Source organism: Steroidobacteraceae bacterium, assembly GCA_041395505.1.
GTDB lineage: Bacteria > Pseudomonadota > Gammaproteobacteria > Steroidobacterales > Steroidobacteraceae > JAWLAG01.
Genome location: JAWLAG010000002.1, coordinates 519447 through 541538, shown reverse-complemented (window position 1 = coordinate 541538; position 22092 = coordinate 519447). Strand labels below are relative to the sequence as shown.

The window sequence follows — 22092 nt, the reverse complement described above, 5'->3', positions numbered from 1 at the left end:
GTCTTGCTGGCTATAGGTGCTATGCAGGCGCCGGTGGCGCGTGCTTGGTGGAACGACGACTGGCAGTTCCGCAAGGAACTAACATTCGACCTTTCGCCCAGCGGCGCCAATATCACCGAGCCATTGAGCAATGTGCCGGTGTTGGTGCGACTGTCACTTGGAAATTTCACCTATTTCAACGATGTCAAACCCGATGGGGCAGATCTGCGTTTTATTGCCGGTGACGACAAAACGCCGCTCAAGTTTCACATCGAGAAGTTCGATCCTGTGGCACAGATGGCTTTCCTCTGGGTCACGGTGCCGCGCCTCAGCGGCGGCCAGAAAACGGACAAGATTTATCTGTACTATGGTAACCCTGATGCCGAGAACGCCGCGGACTCGGGGGGCAGCTACGATCCGGCACAGTCGCTCGTGTACCATTTCGGGCCACCGGCCGGCGAGACTCAGGATGCGACAGCCTACAAGAACGAGCCGACTGAATTTACCGCGCAAGTCAATGTCACGTCACTGATTGGCGAAGGTATAAGCCTTGACGGCACGAATCGGCTGCGCATCGCTGCGACGCCAACGCTAGGGCTCGACCCCGCCAAAGGCCTCACCATGATGATGTGGCTGCGTATTGAAGCTGCGCAGTCGGGCACCATCGCGCAGATGCGCGGCGCTGCGGGTGGCGTCAAGCTTTTCGTCGATGACGATCGCCTGGTCGCGGAGCTCGATACATCGACCAAAACTGTTCGGGCGGCAGCTTCGAGCGCCGTGCCTGTTTCGCAGTGGGTACACGTTGCACTGCGGATCGATCGCAGCTCTCTACAACTGTTTCAAAATGGCGAACAAGTCGCCAATGCAGCGGTCTCACCGTCCGAAATGGATGGCGAATGGATAGTTGGCGCAGATGGCGCAGCCGCTGGAATACGTGTCGATATCGACGAGCTGACCGTGGCCGCAAGCGCGCGCACGCCCGGCTACATCCAGGCAGCCTCGCGCAGCCAAGGAATTGTCGCGCCGCTGCTGGTGAGTGGCGCAGACGCGCAAAAGGACGGTGGCGGCGGAGAGAGCTATTTTGCAACGACCTTGCGCAATGTGACTATCGACGGTTGGGTCGTGATCGTTCTGTGCATTCTGCTGCTGGTCGCGTCGCTGGCGATCATGGTAGGTAAATTCATATTCCTGAATGCAGTCGTGCGTGGCAATAGCAAATTCCTGGACGCTTTTCGAAAATTGGGTGATGACCCTACGCAACTCATCAAAGCGACGGGCAACGGCGATGACGCCAGCGCCTTCGAGGCGGGCGGTGAGTCTGAACTCGTGGCGGCGCTAGCATCGCGGAAGAGTCCTTTCGGTGTATCAACGCTATCGCGCCTCTATCGGCATGGCATAAACGAAACAAACAAGCGCCTCGCGGGACAGGCAGCAGGGGCGGCGCGGGTTGAATCGCTTTCGCCGCAGTCAATCGAGGCGATCCGGGCGACGATGGATGCGTCACTGACACGCATGACTCAGCGTCTGTCACAAAACATGGTCTGGTTGACCATAGCCATTGCGGGTGGGCCATTCCTCGGGCTGCTAGGCACGGTCATCGGTGTGATGATCACATTCGCCGCGATCGCGCAGGCGGGCGACGTCAACGTCAACGCAATCGCGCCGGGTACCGCAGCTGCCCTTGCGGCAACGGTCGCCGGCCTAGGGGTCGCTATACCCTGCTTGTTCGGATACAACTACCTCAATACGCGCATCAAGAACGTCGTCGCGGACATGCGGGTATTTGTCGACGAATTCGTGACCCGCATTGCGGAAACCTATTCCTAGAGGGAATTGTCCATGTCAGCACCTACTGGTGACGTCGACGTCTACGACGAGGTCAACATCACGCCTATGCTGGATGTAGCGTATGTGCTGCTTGTGATCTTCATCATCATGACGACAGCAACGGTACAAGGCATCAAGGTCAATTTGCCTCAAGCCAGTGCGCAGCCATCGCTGGCTGAGAACAAAACCAAGCCAATCACAATCACAGCCGACGGCACGATCTATCTGGAGACATTTCCAGTCACGTTGGGAGAACTTGAAAATCTGCTTCGGCAGTATAAAGCGGCGGATCCGCATTTGCCGGTGATCATAAAAGCGGATGCAACAATCCAGTACCAACGTGTGGTCGATGTGCTCGATTTGCTTGGGCGTCTCGAGATTACGCAACTCGGCCTCGTCACTCAGCGAATAGTCAAATAGTCCGAAGGGTCAAATGAGCGAGAAGTCGCAGAAACTCCGCTTCGTGCCGGCTTTGGGCCTGCTTGCCATACTGGTGGTTGCCGGCGGCCTGCTCATTTGGGCATTGCGCGCCTGGATGAGTAGCGCGCCGCCAAAAACCAAACAGGTCGTTCAGGAAATTCGGCTTATTCGACCACCGCCACCACCGCCCGAGCCGCCGCCGCCACCGCCACCCAAAGACGAGCAATTGCCTGAGCCGGAGCCGGAGTCGACGCCCGACATGGAGCCTCCGCCGGGTGAACAGTTGGGCGTTGACGCCGAGGGCACGGCAGGGGGCGATGGATTCGGATTGGTCGCCCGCCCGGGTGGTCGCGATCTGCTCGGTAACCGCAGTAGCGCGTTCGTGTGGTACGCGGGCCTCATTCGCAACGAAATACTGAATGAACTCAATGAGGAGCAACGTGCGCGGATGGGCTCCTATTCCGTCCAGATCAAAATCTGGGTACGTCAGGATGGCACGGTCGAACGCATTGAACTCACCAAACCGTCGGGCGACCGCGATCGCGATCGCGCGATAGAAGGCGCATTGGCAAAGATCGACCGCATATCGCAAGGCCCACCGGCCGACATGCCGCAGCCTGTGAGCCTGCGAATCGTTTCGCGCGCCTGAAGCTTTTCTTATAAGGAACCCAAATGGCTTCGAGAGGACATCGGGACACTGCCAAACGACGTTGCGCAGCAATTTCTCTAACTCTGCTGCTCGTGGCCCACCATGCTGGCGCAGCGGCTACCGAGGAGCGCAGTCTCACCGAATTGCGCAATACCGTTGTGAATCTGTTGCAGGCCCTTGTTGAGCGTGGCGTCGTAAGCCGCGAGCAAGCTGAAGCCATGGTCCGAGATGCCCAGAACCGCGCCGCAGAGGAGACCGCCGCTCAAGCAAAGGTCGAAGCGGCCGAGGCGGATGCAGTTCGCGTCCCCTACGTACCGGAAATCGTCAAAGACGAGATACGCAAGCAAGTGGCGGCAGAGCTCGCGCCTCAGATTGCTAGCTCTGTTGTCGATACAGCACATCGCGAGGGGTGGGGAGTTCCTGCAGCACTGCCTGATTGGGCACGGCGCGTAACACTCAGCGCAGACGTCCGTGTGCGAGCCCAGGCGGACACCTTTGCGGCGGAGAACGTCAATCCATTTGCGCCACCACCGCCACCGCCGGCTTTGCCCGATCCTGTATACCTTGACCTCGAAGCCATCAACGCCGCCGGTGGTATCGCGCGCGCAGGTACCGACGCGTTTGCGAATACGACAGAGGACCGTCAACGTCTGCGCGCGCGCTTGCGTCTCGGATTGACCGCCGATCTCGGGCAGGGCTGGAATTTGGGATTTCGCCTCGCCACCGGCAGTCCTCTCGATCCGGTCTCGACAAATCAAACACTGGGGAATTATGGTGGCCGCTTCGAGTTCGCGGTTGATCAGGCGTATATCGGTTGGCGGGGTTCGCTTGGCAGCATGCATCATCAGCTCGACTTCGTGGCTGGCCGATTCAACAATCCATGGCTCGCATCAGACCTGATCTGGGACGAAGATCTGGCATTCGAAGGGGCGAATTTGCGCTACCGATACGTATTGGGATCGTCCATGGACGACGACCGGTCACTGTCGATTAGCGCCGGTGCATTCCCAATGGCCGAGAGCGAATTGACTTCGCGGGACAAATGGCTGTTTGCGGGACAGTTGCGTTTTGATTGGCGTATCGACCCGAGCAGTCAGTTTCAGGCAGCGGTTGGCTACTACCACTTTGATCGAATTGCGGGTAAGCGCAATATTTTCGATAGCAATTTGCTTGATTTTACGGCACCGCGATTCCTGCGTTGTTGCAATACGGTTTTCGATATTCGCAATGACAATGACCCGACAACCGAGCTTTTTGCGCTCGCTGCCGACTACCATGTCGCGAACCTGTTGTTGAACTACGAACACAATGTCCTCGGCCGCTACATGTTTGGTGTGGTGGGTGATTACGCCAGGAACATTGGTTACGATGCCGATCAAGTCTCGACCAGAGTCAGCTCGGGATTAGGTGTACCGGTTACCGTTGCCGATCGGTCGAACGGCTATCGAGTGCAATTCACATTTGGCCGATCTGATCTTGCTGAAGCGGGTGCTTGGCGCGTTGGCTTGGGATATCGCTATCTCGAGCGCGACGCGGTTCTGGATGCTTTCACAGACAGTGATTTTCGCTTGGGTGGTACGGATGTCGAGGGTTTTACGGTTTCAGGTAGTTATGCGCTATCGCCCAGGGCCTGGCTCGCACTTCGATATTTGAGCGCCAACGAAATTGATGGACCACCGCTCGGCATCGATGTCTGGCAGCTTGATCTCAACACGAGGTTCTAAAATGAGTTCGGTGTCCCGCAGCGGTATTTCGCTCGGCTGCTGGGCTATCGTGGCGATAGCCGCGATGCCAATCGTAGCGCAGACAAGCCGCGGTGGTGGCGGTGGTTCCCAACAGCAACTGCTGCAGTTGCAGCAGCTCGCGTCCGAGCGCACCCAGTTGCAGACGGATAACCAGCGCCTGAAAATGGAACTCGCGGATTTGCAGGCGAAATTTGATTCAGCGAACCGCGAACGTGAAGGGCTGGCTCAAAAGATGGCTGGAACGCAGGCGAGCGCCTCACGTGCACGCAGCGAAGCGGCCAATCTTACGGGCGAGTTGGAGCAGACGAAGTCGCGCATGGCTGAGTTAATTACAAAATTTCGTGAAACGGCCGCTTCGTTGCGGGACACCGAGCTTGCGCGCGTGCAGTTGGTGCGTGATCTCGACACGCGCGGCGAACAGCTAGAAAGCTGCGTTAAGGACAATCGGGAATTGCTCGCGATCAATGGTGAAGTTGTCGACCGACTCGAACACAATGGATTCTGGTCGGCTCTCGCCAACGCTGAACCGTTCACGCGCCTGAAGCGAACCCAGCTGGAAAACCTCGCTGATGCGTACCGCGACAAAGCAGACGACCATCGTGTCGACCCGGCCACCACCTCGCGTCGGCCAGGGTCACCCTGATCCGCCAGCGCATCACGTCACACGAACAACAGACGTTTGCATGACAGTCGCCTCGCCGTGGGGTGAAACACGGTACTGTGCAATTGAACTTTAATCCACTCGTAATGCGTCCGCGCAAAGATAGTTGCGTGTGCGGGGGGGCCCGCCACTTGTACGAACTGGCTGGAGCACTATCATGAGTGGACGAATTCTCGTTCTTTGCGTCGCTATTGCGCTCTCGATGTCGGCAAGGCAGGCCTTGGCGGCTTGCAGCTTCGGAACGCCCTCGGGCGGCGAGCCAACCCTGCAGGTTTCGCTGAATCTGTTGCTTTCGCCGGCGCCCGACACTGCGGCGGATTGTCTACTTGACGGCCCTGGACCGAACGGCGATGCAGTATGGACCGCCGCGGGCAGCGTATCGACGTCGCTGCTGCTTGAGATCGCAGGCTTCGCCAACTCCAACAATTTCGGCATTTACGACCCGGCCAACCCGAACAATCAGCTCGCAGTGTTCCTGGGCGCCAACTCGCCGGGTGATACCGCTCAGTTAACATTCAGCCCAGTGTCCGGCGGCGTTCAGGTCGGCGTCGTCGTTCGCAACAGCTATGGCCAGATCACTGGTCAATGGCAGTCGGGGTCACCATTCGAAAGTACCGCGTTCGGGTTCTATCTGCGCACGCCGCAGAACAACGTTTTTTATAGCGATTCCCAACTGAATCCACAGCAATCCGATCAGATGTACGCCTATCGCGGCAATGGCGGCTCATTTGTTTCAGGCCCCGTTTACAACGACGGCAATCCCAGCAATGACATTTTCGGGCCGACCGATGCGATTCTGGCCTACGAAGATTTGCTGAATGGTGACAATGATTACCAGGATTTCGTAGTTCTGGTACGCGGCATACAGCCGGTACCATTGCCCGCCGCTGCCTGGTTGCTCGGCAGTGGTGCCACCATGTTGCTCGGTATGACCGCCGCACGTTCTCGCCGACGAATCATATCGGTTCGACTCTAATGCGATGTTCCTGCGCCTGAAAGTGAGTCGGTACAGGATCGGCCCGAGCGCCGACTCCCTGGCGCATAAGAACTCAAACCCCCACCGGAGCGACACTGTGCGCACCGATAGCCCCGCGCAAGCGGGGCTTTCTTTTTTCGCAGCCCTCGACCGAGGCCCTGACCTGACCGCCGAGCTCTCAAGGCTCGAATTGCACGTAGCGCTCGCGCGATCCTGCTAGCCGCCGTTAGCCAATGACCTGACCGTCGTTTTCAGGCGGCGGCTCTCAGTCTGCCTGGACGCACTTCTCCTCGCCGCTGGTGTTTCCTCCTGTCCGTCCTCACCTGCCCTTCGATGCGGTGCGACTTGTCCGCGCCAAGCTTATGTTATGTCATCGAATCGCCAAATGATTGACACACTAGTTCTCTACGTTTGCACTGTCGACTAGGGTAGATGTGAATTCGAAAAGCATGACAACCGCATTTGATAGCAGGAAACGCGCAGTCTCGATTCGCATGAACAGCTCGGACGTCACCAAGGTGAAACGGCTCGCGGAACGCCTCGGTGCCCGCGATTCGGATGTGATCCGCTTCGCGGTCAAGCTCATGCTCTCGCGCCTGGCGCCGCTCTATGACAACACATCGCACGGAACCAACCTCTTGCCCGTGTTCGTGGAATGTGGACCGGAGTTCGTTCGGTTTTTTGACCTGGACGCTGCCAAACTCGAGTCGATCATCAATCGCAACGCGCCCTCGGAGCTGACGGTAGAGCCAGAAGATTTGGCCCTGCTCGCGATGACCGGTTCAACCGAACCATATGCGGCGCTGCGCCTGGGAGAGCTGCGCAGCGATACGTACAGCGCGCAGGCGACGACGGACCGCCGCGATCCCTTGCGCAACTATTTTTACGACAAGTACGTCTTTCGCGCCGTGGCAAGCCACACCGAAGATGACGACGTGGCTGGTTTTGCAGGTGTTACTCCCGCATCAGGCGAAGCATGAACGACAAAAGGAATCGCATATGAAACAGATAATTGCTTTGCTTGTTCTAATGTTCGCAGCAGCGCTGCCGGCTAGGGCCGACCTCGTTGGCCCGCCCGATACTTTCGGTGTCGGGCCTTTGGGCAATTCTGCTACCGATTCAGTTCTGTACGAAGGCACGTCGCTGGTAACAGGAAGTACTCTGTCAATCATCGGGTTCGATGTTCCAGCAGCTGGCACGGTCACTGTCGCGCTAACCGAAATGAGCTGGCCGGATCGCCTGGCAGAGTTGTCATTTGCCGCCACGACTGCGACCACCACCTTGGGTCAACTGGCTCAGGCCGGCACTACAAGCATAGCCGTCAGCGGGCCGATGGCTCTCTTTGCCATAGTCCACAGTGTTGCCCAGGGTGCGCTGAACGCAGGATTGTATTCACTGCGGATCACATTCACGCCAGCGGGAATCACTCCGGTACCCTTGCCGCCTGCTCTGGGGTTGCTGATTCTGGCTGCGAGCATGCTGCTGTTGGCAGCGCGTCAGAAAGACGGCACCCGGTCTATTTCCTTCGTGGCAGCAACGACTTAACCCCGCAAGAGAGCGTCCCCGGCGCAACGGCGGAATGCCCCCCCCTTTCGCCGCTGCGCCGGGTCTGACGCAAAAAAAACGTCACGTGCCGTGGTTAGTATGACAGGCGTCATTCGTTGGTAATTCGCGGAGCCTGGACCATGACCAAGATGAAACGGACGTTGTTGATGGGGCTACTGCTTGGGGCAATGACCTCCCTCGCGGTGGCTGCGGACGTGGCATCGTCCGCCAATGGAGCCGAGGCTGAATATCTACTTCAGCCCGGCGACATTCTTGGAATTTCCGTCTGGAAGGAAGAAGAACTAAAGGCTGATGTGCTGATTCGACCTGACGGCGGCCTCAGCTTTCCGCTTGCAGGCGACGTGCGGGCCGCAGGTGGCACGATTGCGCAATTGCAGGTGCTGTTGAGCCAAAGGCTCAGTAAATTCATTCCCGATCCGGTTGTAACCGTCGCGCTCAAGCAAATTGGCGGTAATCGAATCTATGTACTCGGCAAAGTAGCGCGCCCCGGGGAATTTGCGTTCGCAAAATCGGTCGACGTGATGCAGGCACTGAGTCTTGCCGGCGGTACGACGCCATTCGCTGACTTGAATTCCATTCGCGTTTTGAGGCGATCGAGCTTGGGTCAACAGACGACGTTTGAATTTCACTACGATGAGGTCGAGCGCGGAAGGAACCTGGGTCAGAACCTGTTGCTGCAAAGCGGTGACACTGTGATCGTACCGTGACGTCCTGTAATGCAATGCGGTGGTCCCCATACATTTGTGCGCTTGTACTTTGGGTCGCAGCCTCGTCGGCTACGAGCGCCGAATACACCGCGGACACGACCGTTCGCGCCTCACTCGATTTCGACAGTAATCCCCGTCTGGCCTTCGATGCGACTGATCGAATGGGTGCAACCGTTATTCTCGACAATCAATTGCAGCGTCGAACCGAACTCGGTTCCTGGGTTCTGAATCCTAAGCTGCAATTGCGGCGATTCACTGAAGCCGGTGAAATAGACGAAAACGATTGGTCAATAGACATGCAGGTCAATCAAAAGTGGCAGACGCGCAGCCTCGAGGCCAGCGCCACTATTGATAACGACAGCACGCTGGTTGCTGATTTCGGCTCAACAGGGTTCGTAGACCGCAGTGCAAGGCGACAAGAACGAGGCGTTCGCCTTGGTCTTGTACAGGCGTTTTCAGATCGATTCGCTGCAAGAGTGGACGCGAGCTACAATCGAGTTACGTATCCCGGCGAGACCTCGACAGCACTGGTGGCTTATGAGATCGCGCGCCTTGGCGTCTCGATGCAATGGTTGGCATCCGAGCGAAGCCAGGTGACATCTACCTTTACAGCATCGCGGGTTGATCCGCTCGATTTCGACAGGCGCAGCCACAGTGCGGAAGCGGCAGTTTCGTGGGACACCAAAGTTAGCGAGCGGACACATTTCAGGCTCAGCGTGGGCCGCAACCGCACGTCCGTTGCCGGACGACGTAGCGATGGTGAGTCATTTGGAGTAGTCGTAGAACATGAGACCGAGACAGCGGTGATGAGCCTTCAATTGCAAAAGTCACTTGTGCCAACAGGCCGCGGCTTATTGAACGAAAGCGATGAAGCGGATCTCACCTATTCCAGACAATTTAGTCCTCGCACGACCGCCAGCGTTGGAATACGAGCAATCCGTCTTGCCGACGTGTTTCCGGGCGTGTTGACAGTGAGTCGCGAGTATTTTTCTGGAACAGCCATTGTCGACTTTAGGCTGCGTGAGCAATTGTCACTCCGTGTCGGCCTGAATGAACGCGAGCAACGCTACGAAAACGTGCCAAATGTGGCGCGCGGGCGGCAGATCTCTCTTGGATTTTCCTGGACACCCATGCAGGAAAGGATTTCTCGATGAATACGCTGGCGATCGCAACAAAAGAACAAGGACCGGGATTTCGTGATCTGCTAGCGATCGTGCGCCGTCGACGCAAACCGATACTGCTGACTCTGGTTACAGGACTTGTTGTGACCTTGCTTCTCGTACTTCTCATCCCACCGCGATATCAGTCCACAGCTGTGATTCTGATCGAGCAGCAGGAAATTCCACAGGACCTCGTCCGATCAACAGTCACTTCCTATGCCGACGAGCGCGTGCAGATCATCAGCCAGCGTGTGATGACGACCCAGAATCTGCTTGGCATCGTCAAACGATTCGATTTGTATGTCGATCGGCAACAGCGCGATAGTCGAGAGCGGTTGATTCAACGCATGCGCGATGACATCGACTTTCAGATGATCAGCGCTGACGTTGTGGATCCACGCAGCGGCTTGCCGCGTCAGGCAACCATAGCATTTTCGGTCTCCTATACGAACCGTTCGCCGCAGGTGGCTTCCAAGGTAGCTAATGAACTGACCACGCTATATTTGAACGAGAATCTAGCGACAAGAAATCGCCTTGCGGCTGATACAACGAATTTCCTGGAAGAAGAGGCAAGCCGCCTCGCGACCGAAATCACTGGTCTCGAGTCGCGCCTTGCGGAATTCAAGGAGAAGAATGTTTCCGCGCTTCCGGAAATCACGCAGCTGAATTACCAAGTTCTTGACCGTACCGGCCAGGAGGTTCGGGATGTGCAGACGCGAATTAGTTCGCTCGATCAGCAGCGGGTTTATCTCGAGGCCCAATTGGCGATGCTTGAACCGTCGTCGAGTGTGTATACTGAAGGAGGCGAGCGTGTGCTCAGCGCGACGGATCGCCTGAAAATCCTCCGTTCGGACCTCACGCAGGCGCAGGCGCGTTACGCAAGCGATCACCCAGACGTGGTCCGATTGTCCCGCGAAATTTCCGGTCTTGAGGCGCAACAAGCCTCGACGACCCAATCGGTCAAAGAACAGCGCCGGTCCGCATTGCAAGCGGAACTGACTGCCCTGCGAGAGCGGTACTCCGAGGATCATCCGGATGTCAAGGCGGTGCAGCGGCAACTCGATGAACTTGCCTCGCAGCGCAAAATTGGTGGTTCTGCAACGATCGATGATGCCGATAACCCTGCCTACATTCAGGTTCGTGCGCAACTCAACGCAGTACTTGAAGAAAAGGCTAGCTTGATCAAGAAGCAGGCGACATTGCACGGCGTATTGTCCGACTACGAGAGCAAGCTCGAGAAGGCCCCGCATGTCGAGCGCGAATATCGTGAGATTTTGCGCGACTATGAAAATGCACGTCGGCGGTACGACGAGGTACGCGACAAGCAAATGCAGGCAAGTCTCGCGCAAAACCTCGAATCGGACCGAAAAGGTGAACGTTTCACATTGATCGAACCGCCACTTCCGCCGCAGGAGCCGGTATCGCCCAATCGTCTCGCCATTCTAATACTCGGAACAATTCTGACCCTGGCATTTGCAGCTGTTGGGGCGGCAATACATGAGTCGCTGGACACCAGTGTACGCAGCCGCATCGACCTCGCGGAATATTTGGCGGCGCCAGTGTTGGCAGCGCTGCCTGTAATGCGGTCACCGTCAGAGATCGTACGGGGGCGGCGGCGAATCTGGATGTCGGCGATGGCAGGGAGCGCATCGCTCGTGGCTATTGTCGTGGCGGTGCATTTCCTTTTTCGACCGCTCGACGTTCTCTGGTTCGTCATCGCGCGCCGGTTTGGAATCTGAAGGGAGCGTAGGCATGGAAAAGCTCAAGAGGGCGTTGGACATGGCACGCGCGGGAACCACGCTTCAGGTCATACCAGGAAGTATGGACGGTGGCGCGCCGCGCAACGTCGATTCGACATCTCAAGCACAGACCCAGTCGCCGACAACCCAAAGCTGGTTGGTGACGATGAAACCGGAGCATCTGCGTGAGCAACGGGTGGTGCTGCCGCAGGAAAAATCTCCTGCCGCGCAGACGTATCGCCTGCTGCGAACGCAGGTGCTGCAGCGCGCACGTGCAGAGGACCTGCGACTGATTGGCATCGTCGGTACCATGCCCGGTGAAGGCAAGACGCTGACGGCAGTCAATCTTGCTTTGGCGATGGCTGCGGAACCCAACCAAACCGTGCTTCTCGTGGACCTCGATCTGCGCCGACCATCTGTAGCGACAGTGCTGGGCATTCCGCCTCGCAAGGGCGTTGAAGCCTACCTGCATGGATCTGCAGATCTTGCCGAGCTGTTTTGTCGACTGTACGGTGTGAACCGATTGGCGATTCTGCCCGCGTTCAACCCGATGGCTGCAACTTCAGAAGTTCTGGCGGATCAACGCGCGCGATCACTGTTGCACGAACTCAAATCAAGGTATGACGACCGATTTATCCTGATCGATCTGCCGCCGGCGCTCACTGCGGACGATGCGTTGACCGTCGCTCCGGAGCTTGACGCAGTCATCGTCGTTGCGGCGGAGGGGCGCACGAGGCGCGAGGACCTACGTCGGCTTGACGCCACCTTGGCCAATGTGAAGATCATTGGAACCGTACTCAACCGGGCATCCGAACGTCAACAAATCGTCTACTGAGAAAATTCAACGTGTACCTTGCGTATTATGGCTTTCGCGAGCACCCTTTCCGGCTGAATCCTGATCCGGCTTTCCTTTTTCGCAGCCGTCAACATAGTTCGGCGTACATGGTCCTCGAATATGCCATTCAGTCCGGCCTGGGATTTGCGCTGATCACGGGGGAAGTAGGCAGCGGCAAGACGATACTCGTGAGACAGCTTCTTGATCAATACAACGATACGATCCGTGTTGCATTGGTCAATGCCTCGCGCCAAGTGCGTCGCAATTTGCTTCAATGGGTTTGCGCTGCTTGCGATATCGATACGCAAGATGCCAGTGCGGCGGATTCGCACAGTCGTTTCAACGACTACTTGGTCTCCCAATATGCCGGTGGCAAGCGCGTCGTGCTTGTTGTTGACGAGGCACAAAATCTTGGCGGCCGCGGTCTCGAGGAGTTGCGGATCCTGTCGAATATTAACGCGGACAAACACCTGGTCCTGCAGACTTTTCTGGTCGGCCAGCCGGAATTGCGCACATTGCTTCAGCGCGCGAGGTTGCGACAATTTGCACAACGTATATCAGTCGACTATCACATCAGTGCGTTGAGCGCGGAAGAAACAGTGGACTACGTGCGGCATCGCCTGCAGATCGCCGGTGGATCCGATCATTTCATATCCAGAGATGCGATCCTGGTTGCGTACGAGAGAGTTGGCGGCATTCCACGGCTGATCAACATGCTGTGCGATCTAGCGCTGGTGTATGGAATGGCAGATGGCATCACGAGCATCGGCATCGAGACCATGCAGGAAGCACTGCGTGACAGATCCGCCGGCGGTATGCTGCCGGGCCCCGCTGTCGTCAAGCCTGCCATATCTCAGTTACGCGCGTGACAGCGGAATCTCATACACGACACGCTTCATTGATTCTGCTGGCACTGCTCCCCTGCCTGCAAACGGTGTCGTATGCAAACACGCGGGCGAGCGCCGGTAACGCGCTGGCGGTGGTGTACAACCGCAGCGACCACGAAAGTGTGGCGATAGCCCATTACTACAGGCAGCGACGCAGGATTCCAGCGCGCAACCTGGTCGCGGTCGACTTGCCGACTGGCAAGGATTCGTTGACGGCGCAGGAATTTTCCCGTCTGGATGCGCAGCTCACAAAGAATTTGCCCCTAGCAGTGCAGTTCGTACTGTTCGCCTGGAGCCGCCCGTTTCGGGTTGAGTGCAACTCGCTGACAGCCGCGTTCACGTTGGGTTTCCAGCCGAAATTGTGCGCGAATGGGTGCACGTTTTCACGCGTCAACCCACTTTACGACAGCGATATCGCACGGCCCTACGATCGATTGGGCATGCGGCCGTCAATGTTGCTGGCAGCCAGTGATTTGATCGCCGGTCGCGCCTTGGTCGACCGCGGAGTGCAAGCCGATGCTAGCCAACCTACTGGTACAGCCTATCTTCTCAAAGGACCGGACCGGAATCGTGCGGTGCGCGAGCCGACGTACTCGCCCTCGCGCTCGCTGGCCAGGCCAAATCTGAAAGTTGCCGTAATCGAGGGGGTATCAATAAAGAACCGCCCGGATGTCATGTTCTACTTCAGCGGCGCAATTCGCGTACCGGACATTCCGAGCAATCGATTCCTGCCCGGTGCGATCGCGGACCATTTGACTTCAAGCGGTGGCAATCTGTTCGGAACTGCGCAAATGAGCGCATTACGCTGGCTGGACGGCGGGGCGACGGCAAGTTACGGGACAGTGTCCGAACCCTGTGCGTACCCGCAGAAATTCCCAAGTATTCCGGTTCTCATACGTCACTATCTGGCTGGTGAGCCCCTGATCTTGGCTTATTGGAAGAGCGTCGCGATGCCGGCACAAGGTCTGTTTGTCGGCGAGCCGATGGCCAGACCGTACGCGCGGAACTAGAACCATGGATTCAGTCGTTGTTTGGATTGTCATCGCGGCGGTCGGCAGCGTGCTGCTGTCAACATTTTGGCGAGCCGGCCTGGCCGCACTCCTGATGCTCATCATTTCGCAATTTCTGGGCACGATGCCACAAATGCAGCTTGCTGTCGCCAACGCTTTTGATGTGCATGCGCTGGTACTGGTCATTCTTGGTGGCGCTACGCTGCTGTCGCTAGGGCGACTGCCGCAATTGCGTCACGCACAATTTCTGGGGCCCGTCACGTTGTTGCTTGCGCTTTGGTTACTCGCTGTTTTGCTACCGGTCGCGCGGCGCGACTCGAGTCTCTGGTTTGCGATACAGGGATCGCGAGAATTCATGATGGTCTTTGCGTACATCCCGGCAACGCTCTTTTTCCGCAGTGAGCGCGATTCGACATGGGCATGGCGTTCGTTGATCGCACTGGGAATTGCGTATTGCTGTATCGAACTCGTCGCACAGTTAGGGGGAGCGACCCTGCTGAGGCGCCTGACGTATTCCTATCGGCCAGATTTTTACGGATTGTGGAAAGTTTATTTTCCATTCTGGACGGTAATCCTGGTCGCTGCGGGATTTGGCTTTTACATGTACCTGGCGGGTCGGCGACGCTACCTCTGGCTGTTGTTCGTTGGTCTGGCTGGTGTGCTGTTGACATTTTATCGCTCTTATGCCCTCGCAACGATGGTCGCATTTCCTCTGGTCGCCGTACTGGCGAAGCGCAGTAAAGCCATTCGTAGCGGCGCTACCATGGAAGTCGCCGCATTGATCACAGGTGGCCTACTACTCGTAGGGCTGGCGGCAGGCGGGCTCAAGGTCGTTTCTAACTATAGTGAGCAGTTCGCTGGTTCGGGGGTGACCGAATTGGCAGGTAAGGCAGGAAGTTCACTGCTCGCAAGGGAGGCTTACGCAACGGTGTTACGTCCCCTTGCGCAAGAGCGACCGCTGTTGGGATATGGATTCATCTATCGCAAAGCGGCGGTCATGTCGAAACTGCACTTAAGCGCATTTGCTGGAAGCGTGCTGGGTTTTGTTGACCGGGGCGACATGGATCTTCGAATAAAGTTTGGTTACCTCGGCGGTCTCGTGTTGTTGCTCGCATTTTGCCTGATCGCATGGCGCTGCATTGCAATTGCGCGCGCCACCGCTGAGCCTGAACTTGCCGCAAGCAGTCTGACGATCGCAGCGGTTATCGTAACTGGGTTCATGGTGCTCCCGGTCCATGCACCATTTTCTTACAGCTTTTCGCTTCTGCCCCTGGCCATTGCGCTCGGGATTGTCGATGGTCAGGTGATTCGTCGTCGCCATCTGTCCAGCGCAGAGCGATTCGTATACACGCATCCGTCATCCGGCTCTGGCAGAGTTCGGGATCAACGAATACATTCCGGTATCCGGTGAGGCAATAGACCTATGAAAGTTCCATATAACGAACGGTTCTACCAAACATATCGCACGGAGTCGCTGCGATCCGCGCGGAGAGTCGTGCCGATTGCTCTGAATTTCGTGCAACCCAGAAGTGTGGTCGATATCGGTTGCGGTATTGGTACGTGGCTGAGCGTATTCAGTGAATTTGGTGTCTCCGACCTGGTGGGTATGGACGGCGATTATTTGCCACGCGGGCAGCTTCTGATTCGACCGGAGCAATTTACTCCGGTCAACCTCAGCGATCCGCCGCATGTCGGTCGACGCTTCGATCTTGCGATCAGCCTTGAGGTTGCCGAGCACCTGCCTGCGGCACGGGCGGACAGCTTTCTCAAGTTCCTGGTTTCTCTGGCACCGGTCGTCATGTTTTCGGCCGCAATCCCGCATCAGGGCGGCGACGGTCATTGCAATGAGCAGTGGCCGGAGTATTGGGCCGAGCGATTCGCCGCTCAAGACTATGTTGCCTACGATTGTTTCAGACCCTTGCTCTGGATGGATGATGATATCGCGTACTACTACGCTCAAAACCTGTTCCTGTTCGTCGATCGCGACCATGTCGGCAAGCTGCCCGGCTTAGCGGACCATCGCCCGGCGAACGGACCACTGTCGCGAGTGCATCCGCGTCGTTGGCTGGAGGCAAATGATCCGCGCCGTCAGCGTCTGCCGTATGTATTGCGGGCACTGCCGCATTCCATCGGTCGAGCGACTGGCACGCGACTACGTCGCTGGTTGATTCCCGAAGTACGCAGCTAGCATTGGTCGGCTGGGTCCAAAGCCACGTTGATACGGCAAAATCACGCCAACGCGCGGATCATTTGATTGATACCGCGCGCGGCAAGTTTTGGATTCATTACGGCCGCGGCGCGTCGAATATCGCAGCGATCGAAACTGCTCGCGCTATCGACGAAAAAGCTCAGTAGTTCTGCAAAAACAGGCCTGTCCAGCGGGTCAAATACGCGGCCCAAGCCGTCGTGCGTGAGCATCTCGCCGCATGCACCAGCATAACGGCTGCCTAGCACGGGCAAGCCGCATAACATGGCTTCATTGACAACAAGCGCCCACACGTCCAGCAGGGACGGGAGCACGAACACGTCGGCCGCCACATAGGCCTGTACGAGGCGATCGGCACTCATGTGTCCGAGAAATCGTACGTTTCTGAGGCCGAGCCGTAGCGACTGATGTAATAGCGCGCCTGCTTCGGGGCCATCACCGACGATCAGCAATGTGGCTTGCCGCTGTCGGCTTGCATCCAGATCCGCCCAGGCGTCCAGTAACAGATGTATACCTTTGAGCTTGAGCAACCGACCAACGACCAGGAAGACGGTACCGCGCACCGCAAGCGCAATACGTAGCGAGCCACGGTCCAGAGTTTTGCTGGCACTGAGCCAATAGTCATTGTCACAGGTCTGATAGCTACGGAAAATGCGGTTCTGATTCAGGCCGATATCGCGCGCATATTGCACAGCCTCCTGACTCCAGGCCAGGACGGCATCGCAGCGACGCGCTAGCCACCGCCGGATAGCATGCTGGATTTCGGATCGTCCGCGGGCGCTGTTTGGGGTTTCTTCCGACCAAATGACAAACTTTGCACGTTTCAGGCGCGCGGCGAGAAGCGCGACAACGGAGCGCAGACCCCAGTCGCCCGCGACAATAACATCGGCACGAACCGCAAGCAGTTGCAAAAAAAGCGCGACTGGTATTGGCACGGGATCCGATTGCTCGGCGGGGGATCTGCGGCGACTGTGCTTGAACCAAGGGTTCAGGCTAATACTGTGCTGAACATCAAAAGTTCGTACTGCGGCAGCGCTGCTATACCGAAGCGGCCTAGACACGAGAAATCTCACACGCAACGAGGAGTCCTCGCAAAGTAGTGCAAACACCGGTACACGGTAATCCGGAAGCACATTCGTAACGAAGGTAACATGCGTCAAGAGATGGGGCTCCGCAGCTGAGGCGCAACCAGCCGATGCATAAGCGCGCGCAAATCAATGATACCGCTATACTGAGCCACAACTATCTGCGCAAGTGCGTATGCACCGTAAATTGCAGCCCCGGCCTCTGTGGAGATAGACACCCAATGTTTGAGGCCAATTACGGCCATAGTGGGCAGCAACACCAACAACAATTTGTTGACGGTCATCAGTGTGACAGTTGGCACCAAAATACGCAGAGCAATCAAATTCAGAATACTGAATGCGAACGCGCCGCACAGCGCAGCCCAAACTACGCCCCGTGCGCCGACTTCGCTTCGAGAAGCGAACAGAATCAGCGCGGTGACCAATAGCGCGAAACACTGATTGACCGCCGTGAACCAAGGCTTACCTGAGGCCTCAATCGTTTTGTATACAAGCTCGGTCGAATAATAAATAGCGAGTGCTGCGAACAGCAGTGGCACAAGGTGTCCCGCAGAACCGGCATTACTACCGAGCCACCAGGTGATAAGTGGCTGCGCAAAGTAGAACAAGAAACCGCAAGCCAGCGATAGACCAAGCGCCATCGCGCCAATTAGTGGATTGACAAGCTTCTCGATCTCATGTGACCGATCCGCCAGCAGAGCGATAGCGGCAAACGCGCCGGCTATGGGGCTAGCGAAGAACGAGACGAGCTGCAATGCAAGTCGGTAGGAGACTTCGAAATCGGCGACAACAGACATCCCTGCGCCCTGTGCGAGAAATGTCTTGTACAAGGGTTCCCGTAACATGACGCAAACGGTTGCGGCGTATGCAAACCCGGAATAGCTGACTAACGATCGATAGGGAACGCGCTCTACGACCGCGGTGTCAGCTCCGTCCGAACTCAGGTAGCGACGCGAACGCGCATACAAGGCGATCACGACCAGCAGATTGCCTATAACGCTGACGATGCCCATCGTGTAGAGTGTAGGTGCAAATGCCAGACCGACAACGGTCAACAAAGTGTTCGCCAGTAACCAGCCAAGCATCGTGAGGTTCGAGTACGAGGCATTTTCATGTGCTTCGATACAGGCCTGTAGCGGCATGCTGAGAAGACGCAACGCGAACGCGACCAATGCCGCCGCTATTACGAATTCCCCGTCAGCACGCAACGCAACGGGTACGGCGAAAAGTCCGAGCAATGAATTCCGAAACCACCAAATCGTGCCGAGCAGTACCGCGAGTGACATGGCGTACATTCTAGTTCCGGCGATCACCAGCGACCGGGTGCTTCCAGCGCGTTCCGTGGTGCGCGCGATATGAAACACCAGACTGTTCTTGAAACCCAGATCAGAAAGATTGATCAGAGAGCCTATGACCGTCGCGAATGACCAGACCCCAAATTGCTCTTTGCCGAGCCGGTCCAGGACGAATGGAGTCAACAACAAGTACACTGGTACTGCGAGCGCAAGTCGGAGTATGCTCGTCGACGTGGCGAGCATCAGCCGGCGGCTGATCGTTTCCATGTCACTCCCGGACACGTCCTGATCTTCCCGAAATTCAGCCGGACACAGCGCGCCGTGTCATGCGTTTGAGCTCGATGTCAGCCGAATCGTTGAGGATCGCGTTTATAGCCTGAAAATAGTTGTCCGAGAATTTTTGAGGGCTGAAGGACAGACCGGCATGATCCTTGCCGGAATCGCCGATCGTAGCGCGCAGCACTGGATGCAGTGCCAGGTCAACTATGGCACCCGCAAGTTGCATCGCATTTCCGGGCTCAAAGAGTACGCCTGTTTCACGATCACGAATCAACTCGGCGTGAGCACCTGCGTTGGCAAGCAGTACGGGAACGCCGGCAAGCATCGCCTCGACGTTTGCAATCCCGAATCCTTCGCTTACTGCCGGATTTACGTAAAGATCGATGGCGTTGAAGAATTCTCCGAGATCGGTTCGGTAACCCGCGAAGTTGACATGGTCGGCTACACCGCATTCAACTGAATAGCGCTCTAGATGGTTGCGTAATGGTCCGTCGCCAACGATAAGCAACTTCGCATCGATTTGGCGCCGGACCTCGGCGAGTGCAAGAATTGCGGTACGCTGATCGCGCGCCGCAATCAGCCCACCTACGTGCCCGACAACCAGCGGACGATTGTTAGCGGTGCGATTGGGCTCATTGACTCTTCTCGTGCCTTGGGATCTCGCTACGACCGGGCAGTGAACCACGTGTATGCGGTTCTCGTCGACTCCAACACCCGAGACGACAGTTCGAGCTGTGTAGTTCGAGTTTGCAATGACGCCGTCGGCATGGCGCAATGCACGCTTCTTAATTTGTTCTCCCGCCCAGGCTCGCGCAGTACCTGCCGGCCTGTGGGCGTCGTAGGGCCCATGCTCATGATGTACCCATGGCAGACCCTTTATTCGCGCTACTAGGGCCCCGCAGCCGAGAGCCAGATTGAAGTGCGTAGCTATTACGTCGAATGTCCGCGCTCTCGTCAAGCGCAAGGCGGTCGCCGTCAGATGTAACGGGTCCCCCCTTGTACAGGTAGTTTCCACGCCCGCTGTCGCAAATTCGCGCGCAATTTCGTCGGTCGCGGTACACAGGATATGGTTGCGCAGGAGCGTTCGGTCACTCGCTTGTGCGAGGTAGAGGAGTTTACGCGGCGTTCCCCCAACAAGCGTGAGCCCTCCCGTAATGTGCAGAATACTCGTCATGGTGTTAGTCCACTTCGCTCCAGCCGCCAAGCCGCGGGGGCAGACGTAGCGAACGCGCCGTTTCGCAAAGAATTCGCCTGTTCGGTCGTGAGCATATTGCTCAGGTAGAACGCGACCGACCGATTGCCGGGTAAACCCTGCGCCAGATAGGCCAAGGCATTGACGACAGGACCGCTGCGCGAGGTTGCGGTCCCTTCAATACGATCGTAGTTGGCAAACAGCGGAATGATGCGCGGCGACGGAAACTCCTTCATGAGACTGCGCAGCCGCTCCTCGTCGACCAGCGCCGAATAGTTCATGTCAAACACGGTATCGACCAGACCAGCATCGAGCCAGGCGATTTCGTTTCGCCCGTCGGCGGCATACACTTCACCTCGGCGATGTATATGGCCATCGACGCTAATAACGGCAGACGGGCGTAATGCGTCTCGTCGCGCGGCAACATGGCGAATCAAATCGCCGACCGCAGAGTCTTGCCATTGCCGAAGCGCCGCAGCGGCCGTTGCATCGCTGCCCCGTGTGGCGATATCGATCAGCAATTCGCGGCCATTAACTTTGGCATATTCCTGCTGGCATTTCGCGGTCGTACAAAAGCCCATGGTGCGCACGTAGTCGAGATTGAGCCCATCAACGGAATAGCTGCTCAGGAGTTCTTCAACCAAACCAACGATCAATTCGCGAAAACCCGGATCCTGCAGATTGAAGGCACCGGGCGGCGTGCCTTTCGGGCTGTATTCGTCAAGGAAGTCACGGTCACGTCTGGCAACTGTAATCCAGGGATGAACCTCAATGCCTCGCTGGTGCGCCAAAGTGATCAGGTATGCAAGCACATCGACGTCCGGGTCAGTCGGCCGCAGAAGGGCGCGCGGTGCTCGTGTCGAGGGGTAGCTCGTGCCAGCGCCATGCCAGACGCAGGGAATAAGAACGTTGAATCCTGCGCGGGCAGCGCGGTCCACCAAAGAATCGGCGGCCGCTGTTGAATATGACCAGTCGAGGCCTTCTTCGAAAAGTACGCGATTACCCATCGGACGGGACACAGGTGCACCAGTGCCTTTGTCCAGAAGCCAACGATGACGATACTCTTTTGATTGCGGGACGCCTCCCAGTGTGCGCGCCAGGTCAGCAAGGACGTCTGTTTCATCGAGCGTCGCGGCAAGCCACTTGACAGCCGAGATTTTCATGCGCGATTCCCTCGGCCGACGATCAGTCGACCCCCGATCGCTGGCGAGAAATACGTCGCCATCCAACCCATAGTCGCCGACCAGACGCAGTGGAGCGTCGGCAATCTGTTCACCATTGACGAAGATGAGGCAACGGCCCTTGTCGCCGCCTTGCCAGCTGAAGACCAGTTGATACCAATGAGCTGGTTGGAGCTCCGCGGGACCGGAGCAGAATGCATGCTCTTGGTTGGAAATGATTAAGTAAAGCTGCCCTAGGCCAGTAGGCTCCCACCAACCCATTGACGCTGCAAAATAATTGCCAGGAGGGTGCGACCAGCGCGCCGTCAGAAACGGAGCCGCGCTGCGTCGTGGCATCGGCCAATCCGGTCGGATCCATAGAATTACCGTACCGCTGCCAGCGGTGGGCGTTGAGTCAGGCTGCAGCCTGATGGTGGGCCGAAGTTGGGGTTGCACCATCGGTCGGCCCGCTGTAAGCGGAGCTTGGACTTTGGAAGGCGCTTTTGCTGCCCAATCAATATAAACGGCAGGTGAGACGTGAGCTGCCGCGCAACATGTGGCAGCAAAGCTCAACCAGACGAAGAACGCCGACGGGGCAACCCGACAAATTCGCATGGTCTGTCATTTCCAGGCAATGCCCGCCGCGCAACAAAACTGCAATGTTGCGCAACGAATGTATGGCAATAATGTACGAACCTCATGACGATCAGGTGA

Annotated in this window: 20 protein-coding genes; 16 read left to right on the top strand and 4 right to left on the bottom strand. The window is 57.2% G+C overall.

Annotation, left to right across the window (positions count from 1 at the left end; all coding sequences use genetic code 11):
* The first annotated feature begins 33 nt into the window (after positions 1-33).
* The 16 genes from R3E77_15170 (at position 34) to R3E77_15095 (ending at position 16349) form a co-directional block, all read left to right on the top strand.
* Positions 34-1806, top strand: coding sequence for a DUF2341 domain-containing protein (locus R3E77_15170; GenBank protein ID MEZ5500753.1), 1773 nt, complete (start codon positions 34-36; stop codon positions 1804-1806).
* A gap of 12 nt (positions 1807-1818) precedes the next feature.
* Positions 1819-2226, top strand: a complete 408-nt coding sequence (locus R3E77_15165) for a biopolymer transporter ExbD (GenBank protein ID MEZ5500752.1) — start codon at positions 1819-1821, stop codon at positions 2224-2226.
* A gap of 13 nt (positions 2227-2239) precedes the next feature.
* Positions 2240-2875, top strand: a complete 636-nt coding sequence (locus R3E77_15160; GenBank protein ID MEZ5500751.1) for a TonB C-terminal domain-containing protein — start codon at positions 2240-2242, stop codon at positions 2873-2875.
* Positions 2876-2898: 23 nt separating this feature from the next.
* Positions 2899-4599, top strand: a complete 1701-nt coding sequence (locus R3E77_15155) for a putative porin (protein MEZ5500750.1) — start codon at positions 2899-2901, stop codon at positions 4597-4599.
* On the top strand, positions 4544-5263 hold the full coding sequence (locus tag R3E77_15150) for a hypothetical protein (protein MEZ5500749.1): 720 nt from the start codon (positions 4544-4546) through the stop codon (positions 5261-5263). The genes R3E77_15155 and R3E77_15150 overlap by 56 nt, the downstream gene beginning before the upstream one ends.
* 175 nt (positions 5264-5438) lie before the next feature.
* Positions 5439-6257: a DUF4114 domain-containing protein gene (locus tag R3E77_15145; GenBank protein ID MEZ5500748.1), complete on the top strand. Its 819-nt coding sequence runs from the start codon at positions 5439-5441 to the stop codon at positions 6255-6257.
* Between the two features lie 560 nt (positions 6258-6817).
* Positions 6818-7237, top strand: a complete 420-nt coding sequence (locus R3E77_15140; GenBank protein ID MEZ5500747.1) for a hypothetical protein — start codon at positions 6818-6820, stop codon at positions 7235-7237.
* Between the two features lie 19 nt (positions 7238-7256).
* Entirely contained in the window at positions 7257-7802 is a 546-nt protein-coding gene (locus R3E77_15135; protein MEZ5500746.1) for a hypothetical protein, read from the top strand.
* 140 nt (positions 7803-7942) lie between these two features.
* On the top strand, positions 7943-8530 hold the full coding sequence (locus R3E77_15130) for a polysaccharide biosynthesis/export family protein (protein ID MEZ5500745.1): 588 nt from the start codon (positions 7943-7945) through the stop codon (positions 8528-8530).
* Between the two features lie 161 nt (positions 8531-8691).
* The gene (locus tag R3E77_15125) at positions 8692-9684 is read left to right on the top strand and encodes a hypothetical protein (GenBank protein MEZ5500744.1); all 993 of its coding nucleotides are present in this window, start codon (positions 8692-8694) and stop codon (positions 9682-9684) included.
* Entirely contained in the window at positions 9681-11429 is a 1749-nt protein-coding gene (locus R3E77_15120; GenBank protein MEZ5500743.1) for a Wzz/FepE/Etk N-terminal domain-containing protein, read from the top strand. The genes R3E77_15125 and R3E77_15120 overlap by 4 nt, the downstream gene beginning before the upstream one ends.
* Positions 11353-12264 (top strand): CpsD/CapB family tyrosine-protein kinase, encoded by a 912-nt coding sequence (locus R3E77_15115; GenBank protein ID MEZ5500742.1) that lies wholly within the window; start codon positions 11353-11355, stop codon positions 12262-12264. Before R3E77_15120 ends, R3E77_15115 begins: the two co-directional genes overlap by 77 nt.
* A gap of 107 nt (positions 12265-12371) precedes the next feature.
* The gene (locus tag R3E77_15110) at positions 12372-13133 is read left to right on the top strand and encodes an AAA family ATPase (protein MEZ5500741.1); all 762 of its coding nucleotides are present in this window, start codon (positions 12372-12374) and stop codon (positions 13131-13133) included.
* A gap of 29 nt (positions 13134-13162) precedes the next feature.
* A complete protein-coding gene (locus tag R3E77_15105; protein ID MEZ5500740.1) occupies positions 13163-14161 on the top strand; it encodes a TIGR03790 family protein in 999 nt (332 codons plus the stop codon).
* Positions 14162-14255: 94 nt separating this feature from the next.
* Entirely contained in the window at positions 14256-15572 is a 1317-nt protein-coding gene (locus R3E77_15100) for a hypothetical protein (protein MEZ5500739.1), read from the top strand.
* A gap of 12 nt (positions 15573-15584) precedes the next feature.
* Entirely contained in the window at positions 15585-16349 is a 765-nt protein-coding gene (locus R3E77_15095) for a methyltransferase domain-containing protein (GenBank protein ID MEZ5500738.1), read from the top strand.
* A 41-nt stretch (positions 16350-16390) separates the two neighbouring features.
* Here R3E77_15095 and R3E77_15090 read toward each other — a convergent pair whose 3' ends face one another.
* The 4 genes from R3E77_15090 to R3E77_15075 form a co-directional block, all read right to left on the bottom strand.
* Positions 16391-17440 (bottom strand): glycosyltransferase family 4 protein, encoded by a 1050-nt coding sequence (locus R3E77_15090; GenBank protein ID MEZ5500737.1) that lies wholly within the window; start codon positions 17438-17440, stop codon positions 16391-16393.
* 83 nt (positions 17441-17523) lie between these two features.
* Positions 17524-19014, bottom strand: coding sequence for a hypothetical protein (locus tag R3E77_15085; GenBank protein MEZ5500736.1), 1491 nt, complete (start codon positions 19012-19014; stop codon positions 17524-17526).
* 34 nt (positions 19015-19048) lie between these two features.
* A complete protein-coding gene (locus tag R3E77_15080; GenBank protein ID MEZ5500735.1) occupies positions 19049-20200 on the bottom strand; it encodes a glycosyltransferase family 4 protein in 1152 nt (383 codons plus the stop codon).
* Positions 20197-21660 (bottom strand): family 10 glycosylhydrolase, encoded by a 1464-nt coding sequence (locus R3E77_15075; GenBank protein ID MEZ5500734.1) that lies wholly within the window; start codon positions 21658-21660, stop codon positions 20197-20199. Before R3E77_15075 ends, R3E77_15080 begins: the two co-directional genes overlap by 4 nt.
* Positions 21661-22092 lie beyond the last annotated feature (432 nt).